The organism is Saccharomonospora glauca K62 (assembly GCF_000243395.2).
In the GTDB taxonomy this organism is placed as follows: domain Bacteria; phylum Actinomycetota; class Actinomycetes; order Mycobacteriales; family Pseudonocardiaceae; genus Saccharomonospora; species Saccharomonospora glauca.
Window position 1 is genome coordinate 1,012,305 of sequence record NZ_CM001484.1, and the last position, 23,355, is coordinate 1,035,659.

Annotated in this window: 22 protein-coding genes; 14 read left to right on the forward strand and 8 right to left on the reverse strand. The window is 69.1% G+C overall.

Going from position 1 to position 23,355, the window contains the following annotated elements:
* The first annotated feature begins 107 nt into the window (after positions 1-107).
* The 6 genes from SACGLDRAFT_RS04845 to SACGLDRAFT_RS04865 all read left to right on the forward strand — a co-directional run bounded on the left by SACGLDRAFT_RS04845 (position 108) and on the right by SACGLDRAFT_RS04865 (position 4,229).
* Positions 108-710 carry a YceD family protein gene (locus SACGLDRAFT_RS04845; RefSeq protein WP_005462245.1) on the forward strand — a complete coding sequence of 201 codons (603 nt, stop codon included), beginning with the start codon at positions 108-110 and terminating at the stop codon, positions 708-710.
* Between the two features lie 79 nt (positions 711-789).
* Positions 790-972, forward strand: a complete 183-nt coding sequence (gene rpmF, locus SACGLDRAFT_RS21775) for a 50S ribosomal protein L32 (RefSeq protein WP_005454330.1) — start codon at positions 790-792, stop codon at positions 970-972.
* Positions 973-983: 11 nt separating this feature from the next.
* Complete coding sequence (rnc, locus tag SACGLDRAFT_RS04850; RefSeq protein WP_005462246.1) at positions 984-1,742, forward strand: ribonuclease III; 759 nt, start codon at positions 984-986, stop codon at positions 1,740-1,742.
* 6 nt (positions 1,743-1,748) lie between these two features.
* Positions 1,749-2,615 (forward strand): bifunctional DNA-formamidopyrimidine glycosylase/DNA-(apurinic or apyrimidinic site) lyase, encoded by an 867-nt coding sequence (mutM, locus tag SACGLDRAFT_RS04855; RefSeq protein ID WP_005462247.1) that lies wholly within the window; start codon positions 1,749-1,751, stop codon positions 2,613-2,615.
* A gap of 160 nt (positions 2,616-2,775) precedes the next feature.
* Positions 2,776-3,099, forward strand: coding sequence for a PadR family transcriptional regulator (locus tag SACGLDRAFT_RS04860; RefSeq protein ID WP_005462248.1), 324 nt, complete (start codon positions 2,776-2,778; stop codon positions 3,097-3,099).
* The gene (locus tag SACGLDRAFT_RS04865) at positions 3,096-4,229 is read left to right on the forward strand and encodes a DUF1700 domain-containing protein (RefSeq protein WP_005462250.1); all 1,134 of its coding nucleotides are present in this window, start codon (positions 3,096-3,098) and stop codon (positions 4,227-4,229) included. Before SACGLDRAFT_RS04860 ends, SACGLDRAFT_RS04865 begins: the two co-directional genes overlap by 4 nt.
* 9 nt (positions 4,230-4,238) lie before the next feature.
* Here the strand turns inward: SACGLDRAFT_RS04865 and SACGLDRAFT_RS04870 are convergent, their stop codons facing one another.
* The 3 genes from SACGLDRAFT_RS04870 to SACGLDRAFT_RS04880 form a co-directional block, all read right to left on the reverse strand.
* Positions 4,239-4,760, reverse strand: coding sequence for a general stress protein (locus SACGLDRAFT_RS04870; RefSeq protein WP_005462251.1), 522 nt, complete (start codon positions 4,758-4,760; stop codon positions 4,239-4,241).
* Positions 4,761-4,875: 115 nt separating this feature from the next.
* Entirely contained in the window at positions 4,876-6,168 is a 1,293-nt protein-coding gene (locus SACGLDRAFT_RS04875) for an ROK family protein (protein ID WP_005462253.1), read from the reverse strand.
* A gap of 188 nt (positions 6,169-6,356) precedes the next feature.
* Positions 6,357-7,112: a hypothetical protein gene (locus tag SACGLDRAFT_RS04880; RefSeq protein WP_005462254.1), complete on the reverse strand. Its 756-nt coding sequence runs from the start codon at positions 7,110-7,112 to the stop codon at positions 6,357-6,359.
* Between the two features lie 137 nt (positions 7,113-7,249).
* Between SACGLDRAFT_RS04880 and SACGLDRAFT_RS04885 the strand changes: the two genes are divergently transcribed.
* The 3 genes from SACGLDRAFT_RS04885 (at position 7,250) to SACGLDRAFT_RS04895 (ending at position 12,185) form a co-directional block, all read left to right on the forward strand.
* Positions 7,250-7,537 carry an acylphosphatase gene (locus SACGLDRAFT_RS04885; RefSeq protein WP_005462255.1) on the forward strand — a complete coding sequence of 96 codons (288 nt, stop codon included), beginning with the start codon at positions 7,250-7,252 and terminating at the stop codon, positions 7,535-7,537.
* 167 nt (positions 7,538-7,704) lie between these two features.
* On the forward strand, positions 7,705-11,304 hold the full coding sequence (smc, locus tag SACGLDRAFT_RS04890; protein WP_005462257.1) for a chromosome segregation protein SMC: 3,600 nt from the start codon (positions 7,705-7,707) through the stop codon (positions 11,302-11,304).
* Between the two features lie 68 nt (positions 11,305-11,372).
* A complete protein-coding gene (locus tag SACGLDRAFT_RS04895; protein ID WP_005462258.1) occupies positions 11,373-12,185 on the forward strand; it encodes a DUF3239 domain-containing protein in 813 nt (270 codons plus the stop codon).
* Positions 12,186-12,241: 56 nt separating this feature from the next.
* Here SACGLDRAFT_RS04895 and SACGLDRAFT_RS04900 read toward each other — a convergent pair whose 3' ends face one another.
* Together SACGLDRAFT_RS04900 and SACGLDRAFT_RS04905 are read right to left on the reverse strand one after the other, a co-directional pair.
* Positions 12,242-13,747, reverse strand: a complete 1,506-nt coding sequence (locus SACGLDRAFT_RS04900; RefSeq protein ID WP_005462259.1) for a sodium:solute symporter — start codon at positions 13,745-13,747, stop codon at positions 12,242-12,244.
* A 9-nt stretch (positions 13,748-13,756) separates the two neighbouring features.
* Positions 13,757-14,962: an anhydro-N-acetylmuramic acid kinase gene (locus SACGLDRAFT_RS04905; RefSeq protein ID WP_005462260.1), complete on the reverse strand. Its 1,206-nt coding sequence runs from the start codon at positions 14,960-14,962 to the stop codon at positions 13,757-13,759.
* Between the two features lie 275 nt (positions 14,963-15,237).
* Here SACGLDRAFT_RS04905 and ftsY point away from each other — a divergent pair, with 275 nt between their 5' ends.
* Complete coding sequence (gene ftsY, locus SACGLDRAFT_RS04910; RefSeq protein WP_040918570.1) at positions 15,238-16,749, forward strand: signal recognition particle-docking protein FtsY; 1,512 nt, start codon at positions 15,238-15,240, stop codon at positions 16,747-16,749.
* Positions 16,750-16,838: 89 nt separating this feature from the next.
* Here the strand turns inward: ftsY and SACGLDRAFT_RS04915 are convergent, their stop codons facing one another.
* The 3 genes from SACGLDRAFT_RS04915 to SACGLDRAFT_RS04925 are packed head-to-tail and all read right to left on the reverse strand — an operon-like array spanning position 16,839 to position 19,274.
* Positions 16,839-17,906 carry an LCP family protein gene (locus SACGLDRAFT_RS04915; RefSeq protein WP_005462262.1) on the reverse strand — a complete coding sequence of 356 codons (1,068 nt, stop codon included), beginning with the start codon at positions 17,904-17,906 and terminating at the stop codon, positions 16,839-16,841.
* On the reverse strand, positions 17,903-18,439 hold the full coding sequence (locus SACGLDRAFT_RS04920; RefSeq protein ID WP_005462263.1) for a SigE family RNA polymerase sigma factor: 537 nt from the start codon (positions 18,437-18,439) through the stop codon (positions 17,903-17,905). The genes SACGLDRAFT_RS04915 and SACGLDRAFT_RS04920 overlap by 4 nt, the downstream gene beginning before the upstream one ends.
* 58 nt (positions 18,440-18,497) lie before the next feature.
* Positions 18,498-19,274 carry an IclR family transcriptional regulator gene (locus tag SACGLDRAFT_RS04925; protein ID WP_005462264.1) on the reverse strand — a complete coding sequence of 259 codons (777 nt, stop codon included), beginning with the start codon at positions 19,272-19,274 and terminating at the stop codon, positions 18,498-18,500.
* Positions 19,275-19,391: 117 nt separating this feature from the next.
* On the opposite strand from SACGLDRAFT_RS04925, the gene aceB reads away from it, so the two are divergent.
* The 4 genes from aceB to SACGLDRAFT_RS04945 all read left to right on the forward strand — a co-directional run bounded on the left by aceB (position 19,392) and on the right by SACGLDRAFT_RS04945 (position 23,313).
* Positions 19,392-20,966, forward strand: coding sequence for a malate synthase A (gene aceB / locus SACGLDRAFT_RS04930; protein WP_005462265.1), 1,575 nt, complete (start codon positions 19,392-19,394; stop codon positions 20,964-20,966).
* Positions 20,967-21,155: 189 nt separating this feature from the next.
* Positions 21,156-21,788 (forward strand): hypothetical protein, encoded by a 633-nt coding sequence (locus tag SACGLDRAFT_RS21475; protein WP_005462266.1) that lies wholly within the window; start codon positions 21,156-21,158, stop codon positions 21,786-21,788.
* 375 nt (positions 21,789-22,163) lie between these two features.
* A complete protein-coding gene (locus SACGLDRAFT_RS04940) occupies positions 22,164-22,631 on the forward strand; it encodes a hypothetical protein (protein WP_157608763.1) in 468 nt (155 codons plus the stop codon).
* A gap of 235 nt (positions 22,632-22,866) precedes the next feature.
* Entirely contained in the window at positions 22,867-23,313 is a 447-nt protein-coding gene (locus SACGLDRAFT_RS04945; protein ID WP_005462269.1) for a hypothetical protein, read from the forward strand.
* Positions 23,314-23,355 lie beyond the last annotated feature (42 nt).

Here is a 23,355-nt window from a genome sequence, read left to right on the forward strand (position 1 = left end):
TGGGCAAGGCCGTCCGACCGAGTGCGAGCCGGACCCGCTCGGGACGCGGTGTGCGTCCCGGCTCGGCCTTCCCAGTCCAACGACCGCGATCGCGCGAGAAAGCTTCGATGTCTGAAGAGAGCTCCAGCCCCGAGCGCGCCAACGCGCGCAATCCGTGGCTGTTCGACACCCATGAGCTGAGCCGTCGGCCCGGTTCGAGCCTGCCGCTGCGGCGTGAGCTGCCGGTCGAGACGGCGCTGGGCGTCCCCGACGTCGTCGAGGTGCCCTCGGGTTCGACGGTGACCGTGGACCTGTTGGCGGAGTCCGTGGTCGAAGGCGTACTCGTGAGCGGCACCGCGTCCGCGCGGACCGAGGGCCAGTGCTCGCGTTGCCTGGACCCGGTCTCCGGCGACGTCGAGGTGAACGTCACCGAGCTGTTCGCCTACCCGGAGTCCACCACCGACGAGACCACCGAGGAAGACGAGGTCAGCCGGATCGTCGACGACTGGATCGACCTGGAGCCGATGGTCCGTGACGCCGTCGTCCTCGCCCTGCCGCTCGCGCCGTTGTGCAGCGAGGACTGCGCGGGACTGTGCTCGGGCTGCGGTGTGAAGTGGGCCGATCTCGAGCCCGGTCACGGGCATGAGACCATAGACCCTCGGTGGGCCGCGCTGGTGCAGCGCCTGGAGGAGACTCCGGGTGGCGGCACGGCTGACGGCTCCAACCGGTAAGCGTGCCGGGCACCAGTCCGGCGTAATTTGCGAAGACCGCTCGCACACCGCGAGCAGACCTGTGTGAGGAGACCCAGCCGTGGCTGTCCCCAAGCGGAAGATGTCGCGTTCCAACACTCGCTCGCGCCGCTCGCAGTGGAAGGCGAGCCCGGTGCAGCTGGTGGCTTGCCAGAACCGCGCCTGCCGGCAGTTGAAGCCGCAGCACGTCGCTTGCCCGCACTGTGGCCAGTACGCCGGTCGTCAGGTTGTCGAGCCGGCGTAAGGTCGTTCGGAATGGGGGGTAAGTCGCCAAGCGGACCGGCAGCCGATCCCGCATCCCTTCTCGAAGCGCTCGGTGTCGAGCTCGACAGCGAGTTGCTGACTCTTGCTCTGACCCACCGTTCGTACGCCTACGAGAACGGGGGGCTCCCGCCGAACGAGCGGCTGGAGTTCCTCGGTGACGCGGTGCTCAGTCTGGTGGTCACCGACCACCTGTACCGCCAGCACCCGGATCTGCCCGAGGGGCAGTTGGCGAAGTTGCGGGCCAGTGTCGTGAACATGCACGCGCTGGCCGGGGTGGCGAGGAGCCTCGGTGAGGGCGGGCTCGGCGCTCACCTGCTGCTCGGTAAGGGGGAGGAACTCACCGGCGGCAGGGACAAGGCCAGCATCCTCGCGGACGGCCTGGAGGCCGTGATCGGTGCCGTCTATCTCGCACACGGCGTCGAGACCGCGCGGGAGTTGGTGCATCGGCTGTTCGGCACCCTGCTCGACGAGGCGCCGCGTCGGGGAGCGGGCCTGGACTGGAAGACCAGCCTCCAGGAACTCACCGCGTCAGCCGGCCTCGGGGTGCCCGAGTACAAGGTCGCGGACACCGGCCCCGACCACCGCAAGGAGTTCAGCGCGGTGGTCCTCGTGGGCGGTCGCGACCTGGGGCACGGCGAGGGCACCACCAAGAAGGAGGCCGAGCAGAAGGCCGCAGAGGCGGCCTGGCGGGCTCTCGACGCGGAGCTTTCGTCCGACGACGAGGACCAAGCCGAGGAGCGGGCGGAGTAGCGGCAGGTGCCCGAGTTACCCGAGGTCGAGGTCGTCAGATCCGGCCTCGAAACCCATGTGGTCGGGCGCACGGTGGCCTCGGTCGAGGTCCTGCACCCGAGGGCGATCCGGCGTCATGTGCCCGGTGAGGCCGACTTCGTCGGTCGGCTCACCGGTGCCAAGATCACGGCCACGCGGCGCCGGGGCAAGTACCTGTGGTTCGACCTGGCCGACGGTACCGCCGTGCTCGCCCACCTGGGGATGAGCGGGCAGATGCTCGTGCAGCCGCGGGACGCGGTGGACGAGAAACACCTGCGGGTCCGGTTCCGGTTCGCCGACGACGGGCCGGAGCTGAGGTTCGTGGACCAGCGCACGTTCGGCGGCCTGTCGCTGTCGGACCTGGTGGAGATCGACGGCACGGTGGTGCCCTCGGCCGTGGCTCACATCGCGCGCGACCCGATGGACCCGCTGTTCGACGTCGTCGCCGTCTCCCGCGCCCTGCGAGCCCGGCGTACCGAGGTCAAGCGCGCGTTGCTCGACCAGACCCTGGTCTCCGGGATCGGCAACATCTACGCCGACGAGGCGTTGTGGCGGGTGGGGCTGCACTGGTCGCGTCCCACGGATCGTCTCACCGCGGCGCAGGCACGTGACGTGCTCACCGCGGCGGCCGACGTGATGGCCGAGGCGTTGCGGGTGGGGGGCACGTCCTTCGATTCGCTCTACGTCAACGTCAACGGCGAGTCGGGTTACTTCTCCCGGTCGCTCGACGCCTACGGGCGGGAGGGCGAACCCTGCCGTCGGTGTGGTTCGCCGATCGTGCGCGAGGCGTTCGCCAATCGCTCGTCGTTCAGTTGTCCGCGTTGCCAGCCGAGGCCGCGAATCCGCCGTCGTTAGGTCGACCGGGCGGGTGATCCCGGTCCCGACGTTTGTCGAAGTGCCGTCGTAGTCGGCGGCGGTCCATCTCGATCGATTTTCTCGTGCACGGCCTGGAGCATTTTTGCGCACACTACTGCGCCATGCGTGGTAGTGTTCACCGCGCAAGGAGGGAGGGCCGGTGGAGACGAGTCAACTGCTGAAGGGCGTGCTCGACCTCGCGGTTCTGGCGGTGCTTCGACGCGGTGACGGCTACGGCTACGACGTGCTGAGACGTCTGCGTCGGGTGGGACTGGAGGACGTCGGCGACGCCTCGGTGTACGGAACGTTGCGACGGCTGTACAAGGCAGGGCTGCTCACCACGTACGTGGTGGCCAGTGAGGAAGGCCCTCACCGCAAGTACTACGGGCTCAACGAGTCGGGACGCGCGCGGCTTGTGGAGTCGGAGAAGACCTGGCGCGGTTTCGCGGCCACGATGGAGCGCCTGTTGGGAGAGGATCTATGAGCGCACACACTCACCCCGTCGTACGCGCCTACCTGGCTCGGGTGCGGACGGCGCTGTCGGACCTGCCCGCTGCGGAGGTCGAGGAGATCGTCGAGGACGTCAGGCCGCATCTGACGGAGATCGTGGAGAGACTGGGGGAGCGGGCCAGCGTCGATGCCGTGGCCGAGGAGCTCGGCGCTCCGGAAAGCTACGCCGCCGAGCTTCGCACGGCGGGGGAGTATCCGCCCGCGCCGAGCACGAAGGGGTTCGTCGAGAAGTCACGTCCGATGCTCGCCCGTGCGGCGTTGGCGGGGCTGCTCGCGGCCACGATCTGTGCTGCCGCGTCGGGGCTGAGGATGGGGGTCAACTGGGCCGACGACAAGGCGCTGCCGTTGCTGTTGTTCACCGTCGTGCTGGCGGCGGGTTCGGCCGGTTACCTGATTCTCCAGGGCTCGCACGACGTGTGGGCCCTGCCCGAGGTCCGCAAGTTCGTGGAACGGACCGGGCTGCGAGGCGCGGGGTCGCGGGGGAAGAACCCGCTCCAGGTGATCAGTCCGGTGTGGTGGGTGGTCGCGGCGGTGTTGCTGGGGATGTTCGCCTTCGCTGCGGCCTCGAGCCCCCTCGTGGTGGTGACGTTCCTGGTGCTGGCCGGGCTCATGCTGTGGGCCGGACCCATGTCCGCGCGGGAGCGGCGCTGGGGAGCCCTGGTGCTGCCGCTGTCGGCGCTGGTGGTGGGAGGAGTCGTCGGTACGGGAGGCTCCATCGTGCAGCGGATCAACCAACCGGACTGGGCTTACGACGACCCCTACGCCTACACGTCCTGGAATCTCGACGAAGGAGCGGAGTCCGAGCTGTACTACGGTTCGCGAACGTTGGAGAACCTGTACGTGTTCGACGCCGAGGGCCAGCCTCTCACCGACGTCTACGTCTATGCCGAGGACGGAAGCCCGGTGCTGCTGCCGCGGTACGGGTGTGACCCGAACACGGGGGAGAAGATCCACACCGGGCGGGACAACCAGTTCCCGCGTCCGCGCATCGAGCAGGGTGGCTGGGACGAGCACGGCACCGTCAACGGCTACAACGTCGACCGGCCGTTCTGCGAGGAGGTCGAGGGAGTGCCGTTCACGGTGGCCGTTCCCAGCGGCAAGTGACCTCGCCTTTTAAAACCCTCGTCCACTCGACATCGCGAGTTGGGCCAGCAGGTCGCGTCCGGCCTCGGCGTTGCGCGGCTGGCACAGGACGTCGTAGCGGGTGGCCACCAGTTGGCTGTGGGAGATGAAGTCACGGCGCCCACGTGTGGCGGCGTAGCCCGCGGCGGCGAACGCCATGCCGAAGGCGACACCGGAGAGCAGACCGATCAGGATGGGGGTGAGTCCGGCGCCGGGGGTGAAGAGGCTGAGCAGCAGGCCGACGAAAAGACCGAACCAGGCGCCGGACATCGCTCCGCTACCCAGGACCTTTCCCCAGGTCAGGCGCGCGGCGACGCGTTCGACCAGCAACGGGTCGACGCCCACGATGGTGACGTCCTGCACCGGGAAGTTCTTGTCGGCGAGGTGGTCGACGGCACGCTGCGCCTCCGCGTAGGTGGCGTACGAGCCGATCGGCCAGCCCGTGGGCATGGTCGGCAGCTGCGACGCCTGGGGCGTCGGGGAGAACGCCGTCTGGGAGAACGCCTGGGTCATTGCTTGCTCACCTCTGGGGAGACACTGCTGTGCTCTACACCTGACTCAACGCTACGGGATGGGGAATGAGTGCCCGAAGGGTCCCAATTCACAGCTCGTTCTCAGGTGAGCGCGGTCACGCGGAGGCCAGTCCCGGCTGGACGCCGGTGGTGCCGTGCATGCCGGTGATGCCGCTCGGTGACCCCGCATGCAGCCACTTGCCGAAGTGGCGTACGGAAAACAGCTCGTCGAGCACCATGTAGGCGGCGCCGACCAGACCGCCTTCCTCGCCGAGCCGGGCCTTCTCGATGCGCAGCTCCCGAGTGGACAGTGGGAGCGAGCGACGGTAGATCGTCTCGCGGATCGTGGCGAGGAACAGGTCCCCGGCGCCCGCGATCTTGCCGCCGAGCAGGATCGTGGACGGGTTGTAGAAGTTCACCATCGTGGCGAGCATGGCCCCGATGCGCCTGCCCGCGTTGACCAGCAGCTGCACGGCGTGGTGATCGCCGGCGCCCGCCGCCGCGGTGACGTCGGTGGCCGTGATCGTTCCCTTGGCTCCGAGGACGGCGGCGAGTGCCGGGCTCTCTCCGGAGCGGGCCAGTCGTTCGCCGTCCCTGGCCAGTGCGGCGCCTCCGGCGACGGCTTCGAGACAGCCGGTCTTGCCGCAGCGGCACACCACGGAACTGTCGTCGGAGACGGCGGCGTGACCGATGTCGCCCGCGCAGCCCTGAGCCCCGCGGTGGAGGCGACCCCCGTGGCTGATGCCCGCGCCGATGCCCGTGCCGATCTTGACGTAGAGCAGGTCGCCGAGGTCGTTGAGCTGGCCGGGGGCCCGGAGCTCGCCGAGGCACAACAGGTTGACCTCGTTGTCCACCCACACCGGGGCGTTGTAACGAGCGGAGAGGCGTTCCCGCACCGGATAGTTGTTCCAGCCCGGCATGATGGGCGGCTCCGAGGGGCGGGCGGTGGCGAACTCCACCGGGCCGGGCAGGCCGAGACCGACACCCCACACGTCCGACGGGACTCCGCCGGCGTCGACCAGCAGCGCGTCGAGGGTGGCCTCGACCTCCGCCAGCACGGGCTCGGGTCCCTGCGCGATGTCGCAGTCCCGGCGCTTCATGACGAGCACCGTGCCCATGAGATCGGTGACGCCCGCGATGAATCCGGTGGCACCGAGTTCGGCGGTGAGGATGCGACCCGCGTCCTTGCGGAACCGCAACGTTCGTGCCTGGCGGCCGCCCGTGGAGGGGTTGAGATCGCCTTCTTCCAGCAGGCCCGCCTCCAGCAGCGTGGTGGTGCGTTGGGTGATGGCGGTCCGCCCGAGCCCGGTCTTCTGGCTCAGCGCGGGTCGCGTGTCGGCCACCCCGCTGCGTACGAGGTCGAGCAGGCGTGTGTAGCTCTCCAGCAGCTCGGGACTGGGCTCATCCACCGCGGACCCCCTTATGTCTAAGTCCTCTCATCATATATCTGAAACCGATCAACTTCTGTTTGTTTCAGACATTAGAGGGTAGATCGAAAGCTTAAGGGGGACGCGCGTTCTCCTCACGGGAGTAGTAGGGGACGGTGCGACGAGCCCGATTACGTCTTCCGGGTTATGCGTTCTGCTGCGCTGAGTGATCAGGAAGTGGGCGTGGCCGTTTCCGACACGGTGGGAGACGTGCTGCCCGGAGCCGTGTCCGTCCGGCTCGAACTGTAGGCCGAGGAAGGCCCGGCCGACACCGACGAGCCGCCGGTCGACGGGGAGGGCGAGCTGCTCGGTGGCTGTGGGCTCTCGCTGCCGTCGTCGTCACCGTCGTCGTTGCCGCCGTCGCCCCCGTCGTCACCGCCGTTATCGCTGCCGCCGTCGTCACCGTCGTCGTTGTCGTCGCCGTTCCCACCGTCGCCGTTGCCCGGCGACTCCGGAGGCTGGGGGCCGGGCTGAGTGTCGGTCGGCTGTGTAGACGGCTGCTGGCCGCTGCCGTCGTCGCCGTCGCCGGGTGCGCCGTGTGTCGGCTCCTGCCGCGGTGGGGTGTGGACGGTCGTACGTCGGTTGCCGTCCTCGTCGGTGGTGATGATCGTGGTCGGCGAGCTGGAGGAGGAGGGCATCTCGCCGGTGATCGCCACGCCGTTGATCACGACGGTGGCCTCGGCGGGCACGGCCTGGCCCGGCACGAGCTCCCTCTGCACGTCGCTTCCCGTGGAGCGGCCCGTCTGCGTGGTTCGCGTGTCTTCGGTGAGCTCGGGCTGCATGATCTGCGCGACCGCCGCGAACGCCGTGCACAGCGCGAGGCCGCTGGCGGCGAGCGCGAGGTAGCCGCCGCGGTGCAACCGTCCCGCGGACTCGCGGGGCGGCGCGGCCTGGTCGCGTGGTGGCTGCCCTGGCGAGGTGGTCATGCGACTCCTTCGGAGATGCTTCAAGCCCCCGAGAACGTTCGCGCGGCACAGTATCACCGGGTCAGCGCGGGTCGCGAACGCACTCACCCGTGCGAGGCGGCCGATCGTCGCCGGTCGCGCTGCGCGACGATAGCGGTGTGACTGACGAGACTGAGACGACACGTCTGACGGCGTGGGTGCACGGCATGGTGCAGGGAGTCGGTTTTCGCTGGTGGACCAGGAGTCGGGCGCTGGAGTTCGGCCTCGTGGGCCGCGCCACCAATCTCCCGGACGGGCGGGTGGAGGTCGTGGCCGAGGGGCCACGGGACGCGTGCGAGCGCCTGCTGGGGGCGCTTCGCTCCGGAGAAACACCCGGTCGGGTGGACCACGTGGCGGAGCTGTGGTCCGAGCCGCGAGGCGGTCTGGTCGGTTTCGTCGAACGCTGATTTCCGAGGTCACCGGCGCCGTGATCGGTCGGTCGTCGGCGTGCCACGCCGGTGACCGCCTACCACGGCCGCGCGTCGGACGCCGGTAGCATCATCCGATCGGACAGTGTCGGCACTGCCCGTGGACGCCGGACGAGAACAGTCGGTACGGGAAAGGTCTACGCCGCGTGCATTTGAAAAGCTTGACGCTCAAGGGCTTCAAGTCCTTCGCGTCGGCGACCACTCTGCGGTTCGAACCCGGTATCACGTGTGTCGTCGGCCCCAATGGTTCGGGCAAGTCGAACGTGCTGGACGCGCTGCGGTGGGTCATGGGCACGCAGGGCGCCAAGGACCTGCGCGGCGGCAAGATGGAGGACGTCATCTTCGCCGGTACCGCGGGGCGACCTCCGCTCGGCCGTGCCGAGGTGACGCTCACCATCGACAACAGCGACGGTGCGCTGCCCATCGAGTACACCGAGGTGTCGATCACGCGCCGCATGTTCCGTGACGGCGCGAGCGAGTACGAGATCAACGGCAGCACGTGCCGGCTGCTCGACATCCAGGAGCTGCTGTCCGACTCCGGCATCGGCCGTGAGATGCACGTGATCGTGGGGCAGGGACAGCTCTCGGAGATCCTCCAGGCCAAGCCCGAGGAGCGCCGGGCCTTCATCGAGGAGGCCGCGGGTGTGCTCAAACACCGCAAGCGCAAGGAGAAGGCGCTTCGCAAGCTCACCGCGATGCAGGCGAACCTTGACCGCCTCAACGACCTCACCGCGGAGCTGCGCCGCCAGCTCAAACCGCTCGGCAAGCAGGCCGAGATCGCCCGCAGGGCCCAGGTGATCCAGGCGGAGTTGCGGGACGCGAAGCTGCGGCTCTACGCCGACGACCTGGTGACGCAGCGCCGCGAGATCGCCAAGGACGAGGCCGACGAGAGGGCCGCGCGGGCCCGCCGCGCCGAGGTGGAGCGGACGCTGGAGTTCGTCACATCGGAGCAGACCGAGCTGGAGGAGACGCTCGCCGAGGACGCGCCGAAGCTGACCGCCGCGCAGGACACCTGGTACAAGCTGTCGGCCTTGGCCGAGCGGCTTCGCGGCACCGTGCGCCTGGCGGCCGAGCGCAAGCGACATCTGTCGGCCGACGTGGACACCGGTGGCACGGGACGCGATCCGGAGGAGCTGCTGGCCGAGGCCGAGCGCGTCGCCGAGCGGGAGGCCGAACTCACGGAGGCGGTGTCGGAGGCCCGCGCCGTGCTCGACGAGGTGGTGGAGCGCCGCGAGCACCTCGAACAGGTGGTGCAGGCGGCCGAACACGCGCATCTGGCCGCCGTGCGGGCCATCGCCGACCGTCGTGAGGGGATCGCCAAGCTGTCGGGGCAGGTGGAGGCCCTGCGCAGCAAGAGCAACGCCACCGCCGAGGAGATCGAACGTCTCAGCAGCGGTATCTCCGACGCCGTGGCCCGTGCCGAGGCCGCCGCGGAGAGCGTGGAGGAGGCCCGCGCCGAGGGCGGTGTCGAGGACTCCGACGACGAGGTGCTCCGAGACCGCCACGAACGCGCCGTCGAGGCCCATAAGGCCGCGAAGGCCAGGGTCGAGGAACTCGTCAAGGCGGAACGCGCCGCCGAGCGCGACATCGCGTCGGAGAAGGCGCGGGTCGACGCGCTGTCGATGGGATTGAGACGCAAGGACGGCGCGGGAGCGCTGCTCGGGGCCGCCGACGACCTTCCGGGCCTGCTGGGCTCGGTGGCCGCGTTGCTCACGGTGGAGCCCGGTTACGAGGTGGCTCTCGCCGCCGCGCTCGGGCCCGTGGCCGATGCCGTGGCCGTGGCGGAGGGCGACAACGCGGTCGCCGCGCTGCGTTATCTCAAGGACAACGACGCCGGGCGCGCCGGCCTGTTGGTGGGCGCGGCGACGACGGACGAGGACCGGGCGGACCTGCCCCCGCTGCCCGCCGGGGCGCGGTGGGCGCGTGAGGTGGTCTCCGCTCCGGAGGCACTGCGCCCGGCCGTCGACCACGCGTTGCGCCGGGTCGCCGTGGTGTCGTCGCTCGACGACGCCCGCGCGCTCGTGGCCGAGCACCCGGACGTCACGGCCGTGACCGGGGACGGTGACGTGCTCGGCGCGCACTGGGCGATGGGTGGTTCGGCCCGCGACGAGAGCGTCATCGAGGTGCAGGCGGCGGTTGACGAGGCACGGGAGCGTCTCGCCGCGGCCGAACGCGCGCTGGAGCGCACGGCCGCGGAACTCGAAGGAGCCCGTGCCGAGCAGCAGGACCGCCGTGCCGAACTCGAACGTGCCAAGGAGGCGTTGAACGAGGCCAAGGTGCGCCGGGCTCGGTCGGCGGAGCGGCTGTCGAGCCTGGAGAAGGCCGCCCGTTCCGCGCGGGCGGAGGTCGAACGCCTCACCGCCCAGCGCGAGAAGGTGGAGCGCACGCGCGAGGACGTCCTTTCGCAACTGGCGGAGCTGGAGGAACGCCTCGCGGTGGTCGCCGAGCAGCCGGTGGACACCGACATCGACACGAGCGAACGCGACGAGGCCGCCGAGGCCCTGGCCGAGGTGCGGCAGGAGGAGATGGAGGCCCGGCTCGCCCTCCGCACGGCCGAGGAACGCGCCAGGAGCATCGCGGGAAAGGCCGATTCGCTGAGGCGCGCGGCCGAGGCCGAACGCCAGGCGCGGGAGCGGGCCGAGAAGGCCCGTCGCGCGCGGGAACGGGGCGCGGCGATCGCGGCCGCCGTCGTGGAGGGCGGCGAGACCGCGCTCGCCCGCATCGAGACGTCGTTGCAGCGTGCCGCCGCCGAACGCGACGCCATCCAGGCCCGCCGGGAACACACCGAGCAGGCGTTGAACCAGGTGCGTAACCGGGTGCGGGAACTGACGGTGGAGCTGGAGAAGCTCACCGACGCGGTGCACCGGGACGAGGTGGCGCGGGCCGAGCAACGCCTGCGGCTGGAGCAGCTCGAAGCCCGGATCGCGGAGGAGTTCGGCATCGGCCTCGACGACCTCGTGGCCGAGTACGGGCCGGACGTGCCCGTGCCGCCCGGCCCCGCCGAGGTGGCCGAGTACGAGGCCGCGAAGGAACGCGGTGAGACGGTGATGGAGCCCCAGCCCATCCCGTACGACCGGGATACGCAGGCGCGCCGGGCCAAGCGCGCCGAGCGCGACCTCGCCCAGCTCGGCAAGGTCAACCCGCTGGCCCTGGAGGAGTTCGCCGCGCTGGAGGAACGCTACAAGTTCCTGTCCACCCAGCTCGAAGACCTCAAGGAGACCCGCAAGGACCTGCTCACCGTCGTCAAGGAGGTCGACGACAAGATCCTGGAGGTCTTCACCGAGGCGTTCCACGACGTGGCCCGCGAGTTCGAGACCGTGTTCTCCGTGTTGTTCCCCGGCGGTGAGGGACGCATGGTGCTCACCGAGCCGGGTGACATGCTCACCACGGGCGTCGACGTGGAGGCGCGTCCGCCGGGCAAGAAGGTCAAGCGACTGTCGCTGCTCTCCGGTGGGGAGAAGTCGCTGGTGGCGGTGGCGATGCTGGTGGCGATCTTCCGGGCGCGGCCCTCGCCGTTCTACGTCATGGACGAGGTCGAGGCGGCGCTCGACGACACCAACATGCGCAGGCTCATCGGGCTGCTGGAGGAGCTGCGGGAGAGTTCGCAGCTCATCATCATCACCCACCAGAAGCCCACGATGGAGATCGCCGACGCGCTGTACGGCGTGAGCATGCAGGGCGACGGCATCACCAAGGTGATCTCGCAGCGGTTGCGCTCGCCCGACGCCGTGGAGCAGTCGGCGTAGCGGGTTCCCGCCGACAAGTCCCGCCTTTTCACTCGAACGGGTTCGGTACGGCGGCTCGATCTGCGACGATGCCCCGCATGATCGAACAGACGGAGCACGGTTGGCCGACGGGCGACCCGCGCCGCTTCTTCGACGCCCCGATCGATCCGGAGCACTTGAGAGCCAGCAGTCCGAACGTCTACCGGCGGGCATGGTGGCTCGCGATCGGCGTCGTGGTCGGTGGTGGCCTGGTCGCGCTCGGAATCTGGGCGATCGCCACCGGTATGGACTCCTCCGAGACGTCGTGGCCCTCGATGGTGGCGGGCGTGGTGGCCGTGCTGGCGGGACTCGGGCTGTTCCTGCGCGGCCTCCTGGTGGGCAACGCCGCCAAGCCGTACCGGGGAGGGCAGCTCGTGCCCGGCATGGTGGTGGAGCATGCCGACGCCGACGTGCAGCTCCTCGTTCTTGCCGACACCTCGCGTGATCCCGCGGCGCCGCCCGCGTTCGCTTACCGGCTGGTGAGCTTCACCGCGCGGGAGGGCACGCGGTTCGTGCCGGGGCAGCCGGTGCCGTGCGTGGCACACGGCTTCGTGGCACCGCCGTGGAGCAGGCGTTGGTGGAGTTTCGACGCCTCGCCCGTCGAGTGGGCTTCGCCGAACGCCGAGGTCGTCGACGCGGCGGGGAAGGCGATCCCCCGCGAGGAATGGGACCTGTTGCTGGCCGGAGCACGGCGAGTGGCCGACATCCGCCGGCGAATCTCCCGGATCGGCCGGGTCGCCGACGAGGACCTCACGGAGTCGTTGCGGCATCCGCCCACGCGGCTGGGGGTGCCCGTGGAGTGGCAGCCGGACGGCCGGGCGCGGTTCGTGGGGTCGGTCGGCCACACGACGTCGACGACATGAGAACGGCCGGGCGCCCGTTCCTCGGCGCCCGGCCGTCGCTCAAGCGACCGGGGTGATCAGGCCGCTTCCTTCACCTGATCCGGCTCGTCGGTCTCCGGGGCCGGGTGGCGCAGCGAGAGCAGACCGCCGACCACGAGCGTCACCACGACGCCGAGCGGCACGTACCACGGGAACGCCAGCCCGGCTTCCGTGCCGTCGACGGTGAAGGTGATACCGAGGACGAACACGGCCGCCACGACGATCGTGGCCACGAACGCGATGATCGCGTCGGTCTGGCGCGCCCGCTTGACGAGAATGCCGAGGGCGAACGCACCGAGCAGCGCGCCGTAGGTGTAGCTGGCGATGCTCAGGCCGACCTCGACCACCGGCTGGTCGGTGCTCGTGAACATCGACGCGAACACCACGAACACGACCGCCCAGATCAGCGTCCACAGCTTGGCCTGCTTCAGCACGACGGAGTCGGGCAGCTCCTTCTTCGTCACCCGCTGGTAGATGTCGCTGACGGTGGAGGTCGACAGCGAGTTCAGCGACGAGGAGATCGTGCTCATGGCCGCGGCCAGGATGCCCGCGATCAGCAGACCGGACAGCCCGCTGGGCAGCTGCTCGACGATGAACTTCGGGAACAGCTCGTCGTTGTTCGACAACCCGAGCGAGTCCGGGGCGGCGCCGTCGTAGAACGACCAGAGCATCGCGCCCACCAGCAGGAACAGCGCGAACTGGAAGAACACCACCACACCGCTGGCGATCACGGCCTTTTGACTGTCGCGCACGTTCTTGCAGGCCAGCAGACGCTGCACCATGAGTTGGTCGGAGCCGTGCGAGGCCATCGCGAACAGCGCGCCGCCCACGACGGCGGTGACGAACGCGTACTGGTTGGTGATGATGTTCGACGAGAAGTCGAAGAACTGGAACTTGCCCTCGTCGGCCAGCGAGCCGAACCAGCCGTCGGGGAGCTTGCCCGCGAGGAAGAACACGGCGGCCACCGCGCCGAGGACGTAGATGCCCATCTGGATGGCGTCCACCCAGATGACCGCCTTGATCCCGCCCAGGTAGGTGTAGACGACGGCGACCAGGGCGATGGCGGCGATGATCACCCAGTAGGACACGTCGAGGCCGAGCGCGGAGAGCACCATCTTGACCGGGATCGCGGTCGCGAACAGCCGCACGCCGTCGGCGAGCAGGCGGGTGACCAGGAAGGTGATCGACGCGGTGCCCTGCATCCTCTTGCCGAACCGTGTGCCGAGGAGACCGTAGGCGCTGACGAGGTCACCGGCGTAGTACCGCGGCAGCAGCACGAAGGCCACCAGGATGCGACCGATGAGGTAACCGATCGCGAGCTGGAGGTACGTGATGTTCCCCAGATAGGCCACGGTCGGCACGCTGATCACCGTCAGCGTGGACGTCTCGGTGGCGACGACGGAGAACGTCACCGCCCACCACGGCACCTGTCGGCTGCCGACGAAGTAGTCGGTCGAGGATTTCTGCTTACCGCCGAGCAGAATGCCCAGCAGCGGCGACCCGACCAGGAATATCGCGATGATCGCGAGGTCCAGTGCGCGCATGGCTGTCTCCTACGGTGTGTCGGGGGTGGCGACCCGCAGGCGGGTCGGGGGATGCGGGTGTGGCGCGGGGAGCGTCAACGGACCTGCCCCCGGCGTGATCGCGCCGAGGAGGCGCGGTCCCGCCGAGCCCGTCGCGCTCGGCACGTTGGCGGGAATTCCGTTCCAGGTCAGCCAGCCGAGCAGCGCGGTGAGGTAGGCCTCCTTGGCGTCGGAGGGCAGACCGTCGTCGTCGCTGGGCACCACGGTGATCCGGGTCCGCAGCGCGGTCACGAGAGCGGGATTGCGCAGACCGCCGCCGGAAGCCACGACGGTGCCGATGCCGTGGCGTTCGCACTCCGCGGCCACCGTCGCCGCCGTCAGTTCGGTCAGCGTGGCGAGTAGGTCGGGGCCGTCGATCGGGCCCAGCCCCTCGGTGGCCTGCCGGAGGTAGGCGGCGTGGAAGTACTCCTTGCCGGTCGACTTCGGGGGTTCGCTCGAATAGTACGGATCGGCCAGCAATCGCGACAGCAGGTCCTGCCTCACAGTTCCGCGGAGGGCGAGCGCGCCGTCGACGTCGCTGTGCTGGGCGCCTCCGGTCACCTCGGCGGCGGCGATGTCCAGCAGCGCGTTGCCCGGCCCGGTGTCGTAGGCGAGCACCGATCCGTCCGGGCGCACCACGGTGAGGTTCGCGATGCCGCCGATGTTGAGGGCGCCCACGGGCCTGCCCTCACGTTCCGCGGTCGCGCGCAACCACAGCGCGTCGAGCATGCTCGCCAGCGGCGCGCCGTGTCCGCCCGCGGCGACGTCGCGCACCCGCAGGTCCGCCACGACGGGGAGTCCGGTGCGTTCGGCGATCCAGGCGGGCTGGCCGAGTTGCAGCGTGCCTCGTGCCTTGCCTTGTTCGACCCAGTGGAACACGGTCTGGCCGAGTGAGGCGACGAGATCGGCGCGGCCGTCCGCGATCTCGGTGACGGCCGTCGCGGCGGCGTCGGCGAACGCCCGGCCCACGAGCGTGTCCAACTTGGTGAGTTGTTCGGCGCTGCACTCGGCGGGGGGCAACGCGGCGAGGATGTCACGTCGCAGTTGCTCCGGGTAACGCAATTCGCGATGACCGAGCGGGGTCAGGGTGAGTTCGTCACCGTCGCGTCGGAAGGAGGCGACCGCAACGTCGATCCCGTCCACCGACGTTCCGGAGAGGAGCCCTACGACGCGGAGCTCGGGCTTGCTTTCTACCACGCTGGTGGTCTAGTCCAGGGCGGCCTCGGGCGCAAGACGTTTGGTGAAGGATTGTCCAAAAAGATGTCACGACGGTTGTGTTTTGACTAACGCACGGTCCACCGTCCGTGACGGTTCGCAGGCTAGGTGACCGTTGCGCGATCGGGCGATGACAGCGAGTGGTCCCCGGGATCGCGGCACCTCGGTGCGATCGGTTCTCGTGTGGGAGGAAGCGCTGGTGCGCGAGGTTCACCGGTTCCGGGGGCGCACTGCTGGCGAGGCGGTCGAATGGGAGGATGGCAAGCGTGTCGAACACCTGGTTGTGGATCATCGTCATCGCGGCCGTCGTGCTCCTGGTCGCACTGGTGGCCGGGCTGACGATCGCACGCAAGCGCCGCATCAGTCTCGAACGCCGCGAGGAAGTGGAACGTCCCAAGGGCGGCGGTTATCAGGCCGGTGGTGGCATCGCGCTGGCGCCGGGTGGTGAAGGGAAACCGGCCTCGCCCGAGCCACCTCCGCATCCGGTGTCCGAACGCACCGAGACCGACGGCGAACCGGGGGTGGGTGAGGACGCCGCCGTGCCCAGGGACGCACCGCGGCGTGACATCGTCGACGTGACCCTGCCCGAGGAACGGACCCGCGAGGCCGTTCCCGAGCCGCGCCGGGAGCCCGAGGGCTCCACGGTGGAAGCGCCCACGGCCGAACCCGAGGCGCCCGCGGCCGAGTCCGAGACGGACACCGTGGCCGAGCCCGAGACGGAGGCGCCGGCGCGGGAGCCCGAGACCGTCGAGCCCGAGACCGCGCCCGCCCCACCGGAACCCGAGCCCGCTCCGGAGCCGGTCACCGAGGCTCCGCCCGAGCCAAAGGAGGAGGTCGCGCCCGCGACCGGACGGATCGAGCGGCTGCGCGGCAGACTGGCCAAGTCGCGGTCCGCACTCGGCCAGAGTCTGCTGGGCCTGCTCGGCGCCGGTGACCTCGACGAGGACTCGTGGCAGGACGTCGAGGACACGTTGCTGATCGCCGACCTCGGCGCGGCCACCACCACCGAGATCGTGGAGACCCTGCGCACCGAGCTGTCCGCCAGGGGAGTGCGCACCTCGGAGCAGGCTCGTGCGCTGCTGAGGGAGGTTCTCGTGAACGCCCTCGGCCCGGATTCCGACCGTGCGGTGCGTGCGCTCCCGCACACCGTCGACGGCACGAAGCAGCCCGCCGTCGTCCTGGTCGCGGGCGTCAACGGCACCGGCAAGACCACCACCACGGGCAAGCTCGCCCGTGTGCTCGTCGCCCAGAACCACAAGGTGCTGCTGGGCGCGGCCGACACGTTCCGCGCCGCCGCCGCCGACCAGCTTCAGACGTGGTCGGAGCGGGTCGGGGCCGAGGTGGTCCGTGGCAAGGAGGGGGCCGACCCCGCGTCGGTGGCTTTCGACGCCGTCAAGCGCGGGATCGACAGCGGCGTGGACGCCGTGCTCATCGACACCGCCGGACGGTTGCACACCAAGACCGGCCTGATGGACGAGTTGGGCAAGGTCAAGCGCGTGGTGGAGAAGCAGGCCAAGGTGGACGAGGTCCTCCTCGTCCTCGACGCCACGACGGGACAGAACGGTCTCGCGCAGGCACGGGTGTTCTCCGAGGTCGTGGACGTCACCGGCATCGTGCTCACCAAGCTGGACGGCACCGCCAAGGGCGGCATCGTGTTCCAGGTGCAGCGGGAGCTGGGTGTTCCGGTGAAGCTGGTCGGCCTCGGCGAAGGGCCCGACGACCTCGCCCCCTTCGAACCGGAGGCGTTCGTCGACGCGTTGCTGGCGTAGTCGACCAACGACGAAGGCCCAACAAGGAAGGCCCAACAAGGAAGGCCACCGTCCACGTCACGCGGGCGGTGGCCTTCGTGGTGTTCTCGTCAGTTCACGCAGCGTGGTTCGCCGGGGCCGTGCTCACCGGAGTCTCCGCCGTCGCTGTGACCGTCGAGGAAGGAGCCGACGAACTCCCGGACCTCCGCCTCGTCGACACCGATCACGGCGCCCAGCTCCGGCACCATCGCGGTGGGGTCGTCGATGGGGATTGTCGCGGTCGCGAACGTGGGGCGCTTCCACGTGGAGAACTGCTCGGCCAGAGCGAGCACGTCCAGCTTCGGGTCGGTGAGGACGTGTCCGTCGAGTGTCTCGGCGATCTCGGGAAGGCTCACGCGAGCGTCGCCGACCGAGGCGAACAGCGACTCGGCGAAGGCCTGCAACCGGACCACGCGGTCGAGGTCCCCTTCGGGAAGACCGCGCCGTTGCCGCAGGAACGCCAGGGCCTGGTCGCCGGAGAGGGTCTGCTTGCCCGCTTCCAGGTCCGCGCCCGAGAACGGGTCGTGCTGGGTCTCGTTCACGCACACCTCGACGCCGCCGACCGCCGTGGTCACCGGGCCGACGACGGAGGTGTCCACCAGCAGGTAGTGGTCGGCGGTCGTGCCGGTGAGTTCCTCGATCGTGTCCACCAGCGTCGTCGCGCCCCGGTGGTCGGCCTCCTCGTCGCCGCGTCCCTCGTCGAGCGCGGCCTCGCGACCGAGCTGGTAGGCCTCGCTCAGACGAGCCTGCCCGTGGCCGGGGACCTCGACCAGCGTGTCCCTCGGCAGGGAGACCACGGACGCGCCGTCGGAGCGCACGCGCGCCAGCAGGACCGCGTCGGCCCACCCGTCGTCGTCCATGCCCGCGATCACCAGGGTGCTGTTGTCGATCGACTGGGCGGCCGCCGGAGCGGCGGGTTGCTCGACCGGGTCACCGCCCAGCAGCTGGGGCGTGACAACCACGGCGGCGATCGCGACGGCGGCCACGGCGGCCGCCGTGAGCGCGGCGGGGACGCGTTTGAAGGCGGGTCGACCGGCTCGCCGGAGCAGCTGGGCTCTTAGCGGAGCGGAGTCGACGGCCCGGTTCGCCTCGTGGGCGAGGGCCTCTCGGATCAAGGACTCGGTGCGGTCGTCGGTCATGCCAGAACCTCCTTCACGGCCCCGGTGGGAGCGGTCGCGCGCAGGACGGACAGGGCGCGCGAGATGTGGCTGCGGACGGTGCCCTCGCTGCAGCCGAGGGCACCGGCGATTTCGGCGTGGGTGAGGTTTTCGTAGTAGCGCAGGACGAGCGCGGCGCGTTGCTTGCGCGGAAGCGTCGCGATCCGGGCACGCATGGCGTCCCGCTCGGCGTAGTACGTGGCGTGGTCCGCCACCGGAGCCGACAGTGCCTCCAGCGCTTCGTGGGTGGTCGAGACGTGCCGGGCGGCGCGCCGACGTCGCCACGACAGGTACTCGTTGGTCACCATGCGCCGCACGTAGGCGTCCGGTGCGTCGAGGGAGGAGATGCGATCCCAGCGTCTCTGCGCGCGCAGCAGGACGTCCTGGACGACGTCCTCCGCCAGGTGCGGATCACAGGTCAACGCCGTGGCGTAGCGCAACAGGCGTTCGAGCCGCTGCTGTACGAAATCCTCGAAGCGACGGGGTATCGCTTCGTTCCGGGTCGGATCAGTCACGCCTTAGCAACGTCACGGTGCCCCCACCGCGTTGAGTCGCCGGAGAAATTCGTCTTCGTCACTCGACGGGTTGCCGGGTGGCGAGCTGTTCCGACAGCCGTTGGGCCGTGCGCTGCACGGCGGGAGCGATGCCGCGGACCGCTTCGTCGGTCAGCCGTCCCTCGGGGCCCGACACCGACACGGCCGTGGGGGTGGGGGCGTCGGGGACGGCCACGGCAATGCAACGCACCCCCAGCTCCTGTTCGCTGGAGTCGAGTGCGTAGCCCTGCTCGGTGATGTCGGCGAGGTGACGGAGGAAGGCGTCGACGTCGGTGTGCGTGTGCTCGGTGTAGGCGGGCATGCCGGTGCGCTCCAGCAGGGCCCGCGCGTCGGCGGGGTCGAGGGTCGCCAGCATCGCCTTGCCGACTCCGGTGCCGTGGGGCAGCAGTCTGCGTCCGACCTCGGTGAACATCCGCATGGAATGCCGCTGGGTGGCGACCTGCGCGACGTAGACGACCTCGTCGCGTTCGAGGACGGCCAGGTTGGCGGTCTCGCCGACCTCGTCGACGAGTTCGGCCAGCAGCGGTCTCGCCCAGGTCCCGAACTGCAGGCTCGCGTTCTCGCCGAGTCGGATGAGCCGCGCGCCCAGGGCGTAGCGACGGTTGGTGTTCTGCCGTACGTATCCGAGCGTGACGAGGGTGCGGATCAGTCGGTGGATCGTGGGCATGGGTAGTCCCGACGAGGCCGCCAGCTCCGACAGGCTCGCCTCTCCACCGGTGTCCGCGAGCCGCTCCAGCAGTTCGAACGCGCGCTGGAGCGACTGCACGCCGCCGTTACCCGATCTGGCGGTCGCCACCGGATGTCTCCTCTCGCATTGAGGTTCCGCAATGTAGAAACTATAGTCCGAGATACAGAAAATCTTGACCGTGGTGACTGTTCTGCAGTTCGCGTGTCCTCACGTTTGGGGTGTTCGATGTCTGATGTGCGCGTGCTCGGCGCCGCTGTCGAGCGTGGCGATGAAATCCTGACGGACGAGGCGTTGGAGTTCCTCGCCGGGCTTCACTCCTCCTTCGCTGCCACGCGGGACGAGTTGCTCGCCGCCAGGGTGCGACGTCGCGAGGAGGCCAAGCGGACGGGCAGGCTCGACTTCCTGCCGGAGACCCGTCATATCCGTGAGTCGGAGTGGAAGGTCGCGGAGGCGCCGCCCGCGTTGCGCGACCGCCGGGTGGAGATCACCGGTCCCACCGACCGCAAGATGACCATCAACGCGCTGAACTCCGGTGCCAAGGTGTGGCTGGCCGACCTGGAGGACGCCAACACGCCGCACTGGAACAACGTCATCTCGGGTCAGGTCAACCTGTACGACGCCGTCCGTAAGACGATCGAGTTCAAGACCGAGAAGAAGCACTACAAACTGCGCGACGACGTCGAGCACGCCACGATCGTCGTCCGTCCCCGAGGCTGGCACCTCGACGAGCGCAACCTGGAGTTCGACGGACGCAAGGCCGTCGGCGCGCTCGTGGACTTCGGTCTGTACTTCTTCCACAACGCCAAGGAACTACTGAACCGCGGCGTGGGGCCCTACTTCTACCTGCCCAAGATGGAAAGCCACCTCGAGGCGCGGTTGTGGAACGACGTGTTCACCTACGCCGAGAAGACCCTCGGCATCGAGCACGGCACCATCCGGGCCACCGTGCTGATCGAGACCATCCCGGCCGCCTTCGAGATGGAAGAGATCCTCTACGAGCTGCGCGAGCACGCCTCGGGGCTCAACGCGGGCCGCTGGGACTACCTGTTCAGCGTCATCAAGTACTTCCGGGACGCCGGCGAGAAGTTCATCCTCCCCGACCGCAACAGCGTGACCATGACCGCGCCGTTCATGCGCGCCTACACCGAGCTGTTGGTGCGGACCTGCCACAAGCGTGGCGCGTTCGCGATCGGAGGCATGGCCGCGTTCATCCCGAGCAAGGACCCCGAGGTGAACGAGAAGGCGTTCGCCAAGGTGCGCGACGACAAGGCTCGCGAGGCCGGTGACGGCTTCGACGGCTCGTGGGTGGCGCACCCCGGCATGGTCGAGCTGTGCAAGGAGGAGTTCGACAAGGTGCTCGGCGACAAGCCGAACCAGCTCGACCGCCTCCGCGAGGACGTCTCGGTGACGGCCGACCAGCTCCTCGACGTCGCCGCCACCGAGGGTCGTGCCACCAAGGAGGGTCTGCGCGGTGCCGTGGACGTCGGGGTGCGCTACATCGCCTCGTGGTTGGGCGGCAACGGCGCGGCGGCGATCCACAACCTCATGGAGGACGCGGCCACCGCCGAGATCTCGCGGTCGCAGGTGTGGCAGTGGGTGCGCAACGAGGTGGAGCTCGACACCGGCGAGAAGGTCACCGCCGATCTCGTGCGCACGGTGCTCGAGGAGGTGCGGGGTGAACTCGCCGACGTGATCCCCGCCGACTTGCTGGCCCAGTCGGTGGAGTTGTTCGAGGAAGTGGCGCTCGCGGAGCAGTTCGCGGACTTCCTCACGCTGCCCGCGTACGAGCGGATCCGGTGAACCGAACCGTGCCCCGGCCGCTTCCGTCCGAGGAGTGGCCGGGGCACGGCCTTCTCGTTTCGTGTGTGATCTACCTCTAATTTGAGTGGTGACCGGTGGTGGCCGCGGTCGCAGTGTCCTTCCGGAATGCCAAGATCATTTCTTATGACCGGATTGAGAAAGTTCCACAGGACAGTGTGGACACGGAACTTGATCGCTCTCGCCACTGGTTGCGCTCTCGCGCTCGTTGCCGGATGTAGTTCCTCGACGGAGGACGCGTCGAGTGCCGAGTCCTCCTCGTCGGCCTCCGCTCTCCCGTCCGAGCCGTCCGACTCTCCCAGGTCCTTCGGTAACGGTTCCTCGGACGAGCTGCCGATTCCGATCGATTTCGAGTGGCCGGACGGGTGGCAGGAAACCTCGCCCGAGGAGCTCGGTGTCACGGGGGTCGCTCACGCGGCCACGTATCCGGAGCTCGACGACGGCACCGGGTTCTCGCCCACGATCCTGGTTTACGGCAGGGTCATCGACGAGGAGACCTCTCTGACGGAGATTGCCGAGCAGATGCTCGAAGAGCTCCGTGACGGCATGGGCGCCGAGGTGGAGGTGCTGGAGAGCGAGCCGGTGGACGACGAGGACGAGTTCTCCGGGCTGGTGCAGGTGCTGGACGTTTCCCTGCCGCAGCGGGACGTTCTGGAGATGTACATCTCCATCTCCGTTCCGGACTTTGAAAACTCCGACCGTGTGTCGCTGCTGGAGTTCACGTTGTCTGCCGCTCCCGAGGACTTCGAAGAAGTCGCGGAGAGCTTCCAGGAGTTCGTCGCCAAGGTAGAACCCAAGGAATAGGTCGGAGCTCCCGCCCGCGTTCGCGTCGCTCGCCCGGCGTCGCTGTGGCCGGTGTCCAATCCGGGCGAGTACGGAAGGCGAAGGCGTCCATGATGTCCCGCCGGAATGGCATGATCGCCTTTCATGGCCGCATCGGAAAAATCTCGTGGGACGTCATGGACGCGAAACCTGAGCTCGTTCGTCGTCGGTTGTGCTCTCGTGGGGGTCGTCGGGTGTAGTTCCTCGACGGAGGGCACGCCGATCGCCGCGGGCTCCGAGGCCTCCGCTCCGGCGTCTCCTTCGCCGACCGTCCCGGTGCGGCCGGAGGACGGGAACACGGGGCGGTCCCCGGAGCCCGAGCCGTCGCGGGGGCCCGGGGACGGTTCCGCGGGCGCGTTGCCGGTCCCGGTCGGCTTCGACCTGCCGGACGGCTGGCAGGAGGTGCCACCCGAGGAGTTCGGGGCGGCGGGAGCGGCTCTCACGGCGATCTATCCGGAACTCTCCGGCGGTGGGTTGACGCCCACGATCGTGGTCACCGGCACGGTCGTCGACAAGGGAATCTCCCTGACGAAGGTCGCCGAGCGGGCGTTCGAGGAGCTGCGTACCACCAGGAACGCCGAGGTGGAAGTCGAGGAAAGCGACATGAGGGAGGAGGGGGAGATCTCCGCGCTCACGCAGGTGCTGAACGTCTCCCTGCCGCAGGGAAAGATCAAGCAGATGTACGTCTGCCTCACCATGCCGAACGCCGAGGACCCGGAACGTGCGGCGCTGCTGGAGTTCTCGTTGACCACACTTCCGCAGGACTTCCCCAAGGTCGTGGATGACTTCCGGGAGTTCGTCACCTCGATGCACGTCGAGGAGTAGGGCGGAGCTCTCCGTGCCCAGGTGTTCGCCCCGCCGGCGTGTCGTGGCGTCGCCGAGTGTCGGCTTTGTCTCCTCGATGTCCGATTGTTCGAGGTTGGACCGGGTGGTCCATCCGCCGCTCATCCTCACGGATCCGTGACGATTGGTTCCTCCATACGTGGGATCATTACTCCATTCAGGTGAAAGATAGGGATCTTGCGGGTATAGGGGTTGCAAGATCCACACCCTGTAGGGCGTGACTGTTGGGTTTGGCTTCGAAGCGATCCCCGACGAGTTGCGGCAGGCCGCGGACAAGATCGACGACGTCCTCGGAAGAGTTCTCCAGCTGCCGTGGCGGGGACCGACGGGTGACTATGGACATTCCGGAGTCCAGCAGTGCTGGGCGGAATTCGTCGAGAACGCCAAGCGTGAGGTGGAGTCCCTTCGCGACAAAGCCGTTGAGCACGGTGAGTCGTTGAGGCGAGCGGCGCTTGCGTATCTCGAACAGGAGACGGAGAGCCACTCGAACATCGCGGGCCTCGGTGATCTGATCGACGGTGGGGGACTCGACCCGAGCATGCTCAGGACCGGGGGAATCGGGCTCGGGTCGATCACGGGGGGACAGACCAGGTCCGGTTCCGGCGGACCCACCGGAACGATCTCCGACGCCCTCACCGGAAACGACACCGGAGGTGCGGGGTGAGGCAACGGACGCGCTCCCACGGTGTTGATGTCAAGACGGCCG

Bases quoted from the DNA above. Each gene is read 5' to 3' on its own strand.
- SACGLDRAFT_RS04845 (WP_005462245.1), top strand. From the start codon at position 108: ATGTCTGAAGAGAGCTCCAGCCCCGAGCGCGCCAACGCGCGCAATCCG.
- rnc (WP_005462246.1), top strand. From the start codon at position 984: ATGGGGGGTAAGTCGCCAAGCGGACCGGCAGCCGATCCCGCATCCCTT.
- SACGLDRAFT_RS04865 (WP_005462250.1), top strand. From the start codon at position 3,096: ATGAGCGCACACACTCACCCCGTCGTACGCGCCTACCTGGCTCGGGTG.
- SACGLDRAFT_RS04870 (WP_005462251.1), bottom strand. From the start codon at position 4,760: ATGACCCAGGCGTTCTCCCAGACGGCGTTCTCCCCGACGCCCCAGGCG.
- SACGLDRAFT_RS04880 (WP_005462254.1), bottom strand. From the start codon at position 7,112: ATGACCACCTCGCCAGGGCAGCCACCACGCGACCAGGCCGCGCCGCCC.
- SACGLDRAFT_RS04895 (WP_005462258.1), top strand. From the start codon at position 11,373: ATGCCCCGCATGATCGAACAGACGGAGCACGGTTGGCCGACGGGCGAC.
- SACGLDRAFT_RS04900 (WP_005462259.1), bottom strand. From the start codon at position 13,747: ATGCGCGCACTGGACCTCGCGATCATCGCGATATTCCTGGTCGGGTCG.
- ftsY (WP_040918570.1), top strand. From the start codon at position 15,238: ATGGCAAGCGTGTCGAACACCTGGTTGTGGATCATCGTCATCGCGGCC.
- SACGLDRAFT_RS04915 (WP_005462262.1), bottom strand. From the start codon at position 17,906: ATGACCGACGACCGCACCGAGTCCTTGATCCGAGAGGCCCTCGCCCAC.
- aceB (WP_005462265.1), top strand. From the start codon at position 19,392: ATGTCTGATGTGCGCGTGCTCGGCGCCGCTGTCGAGCGTGGCGATGAA.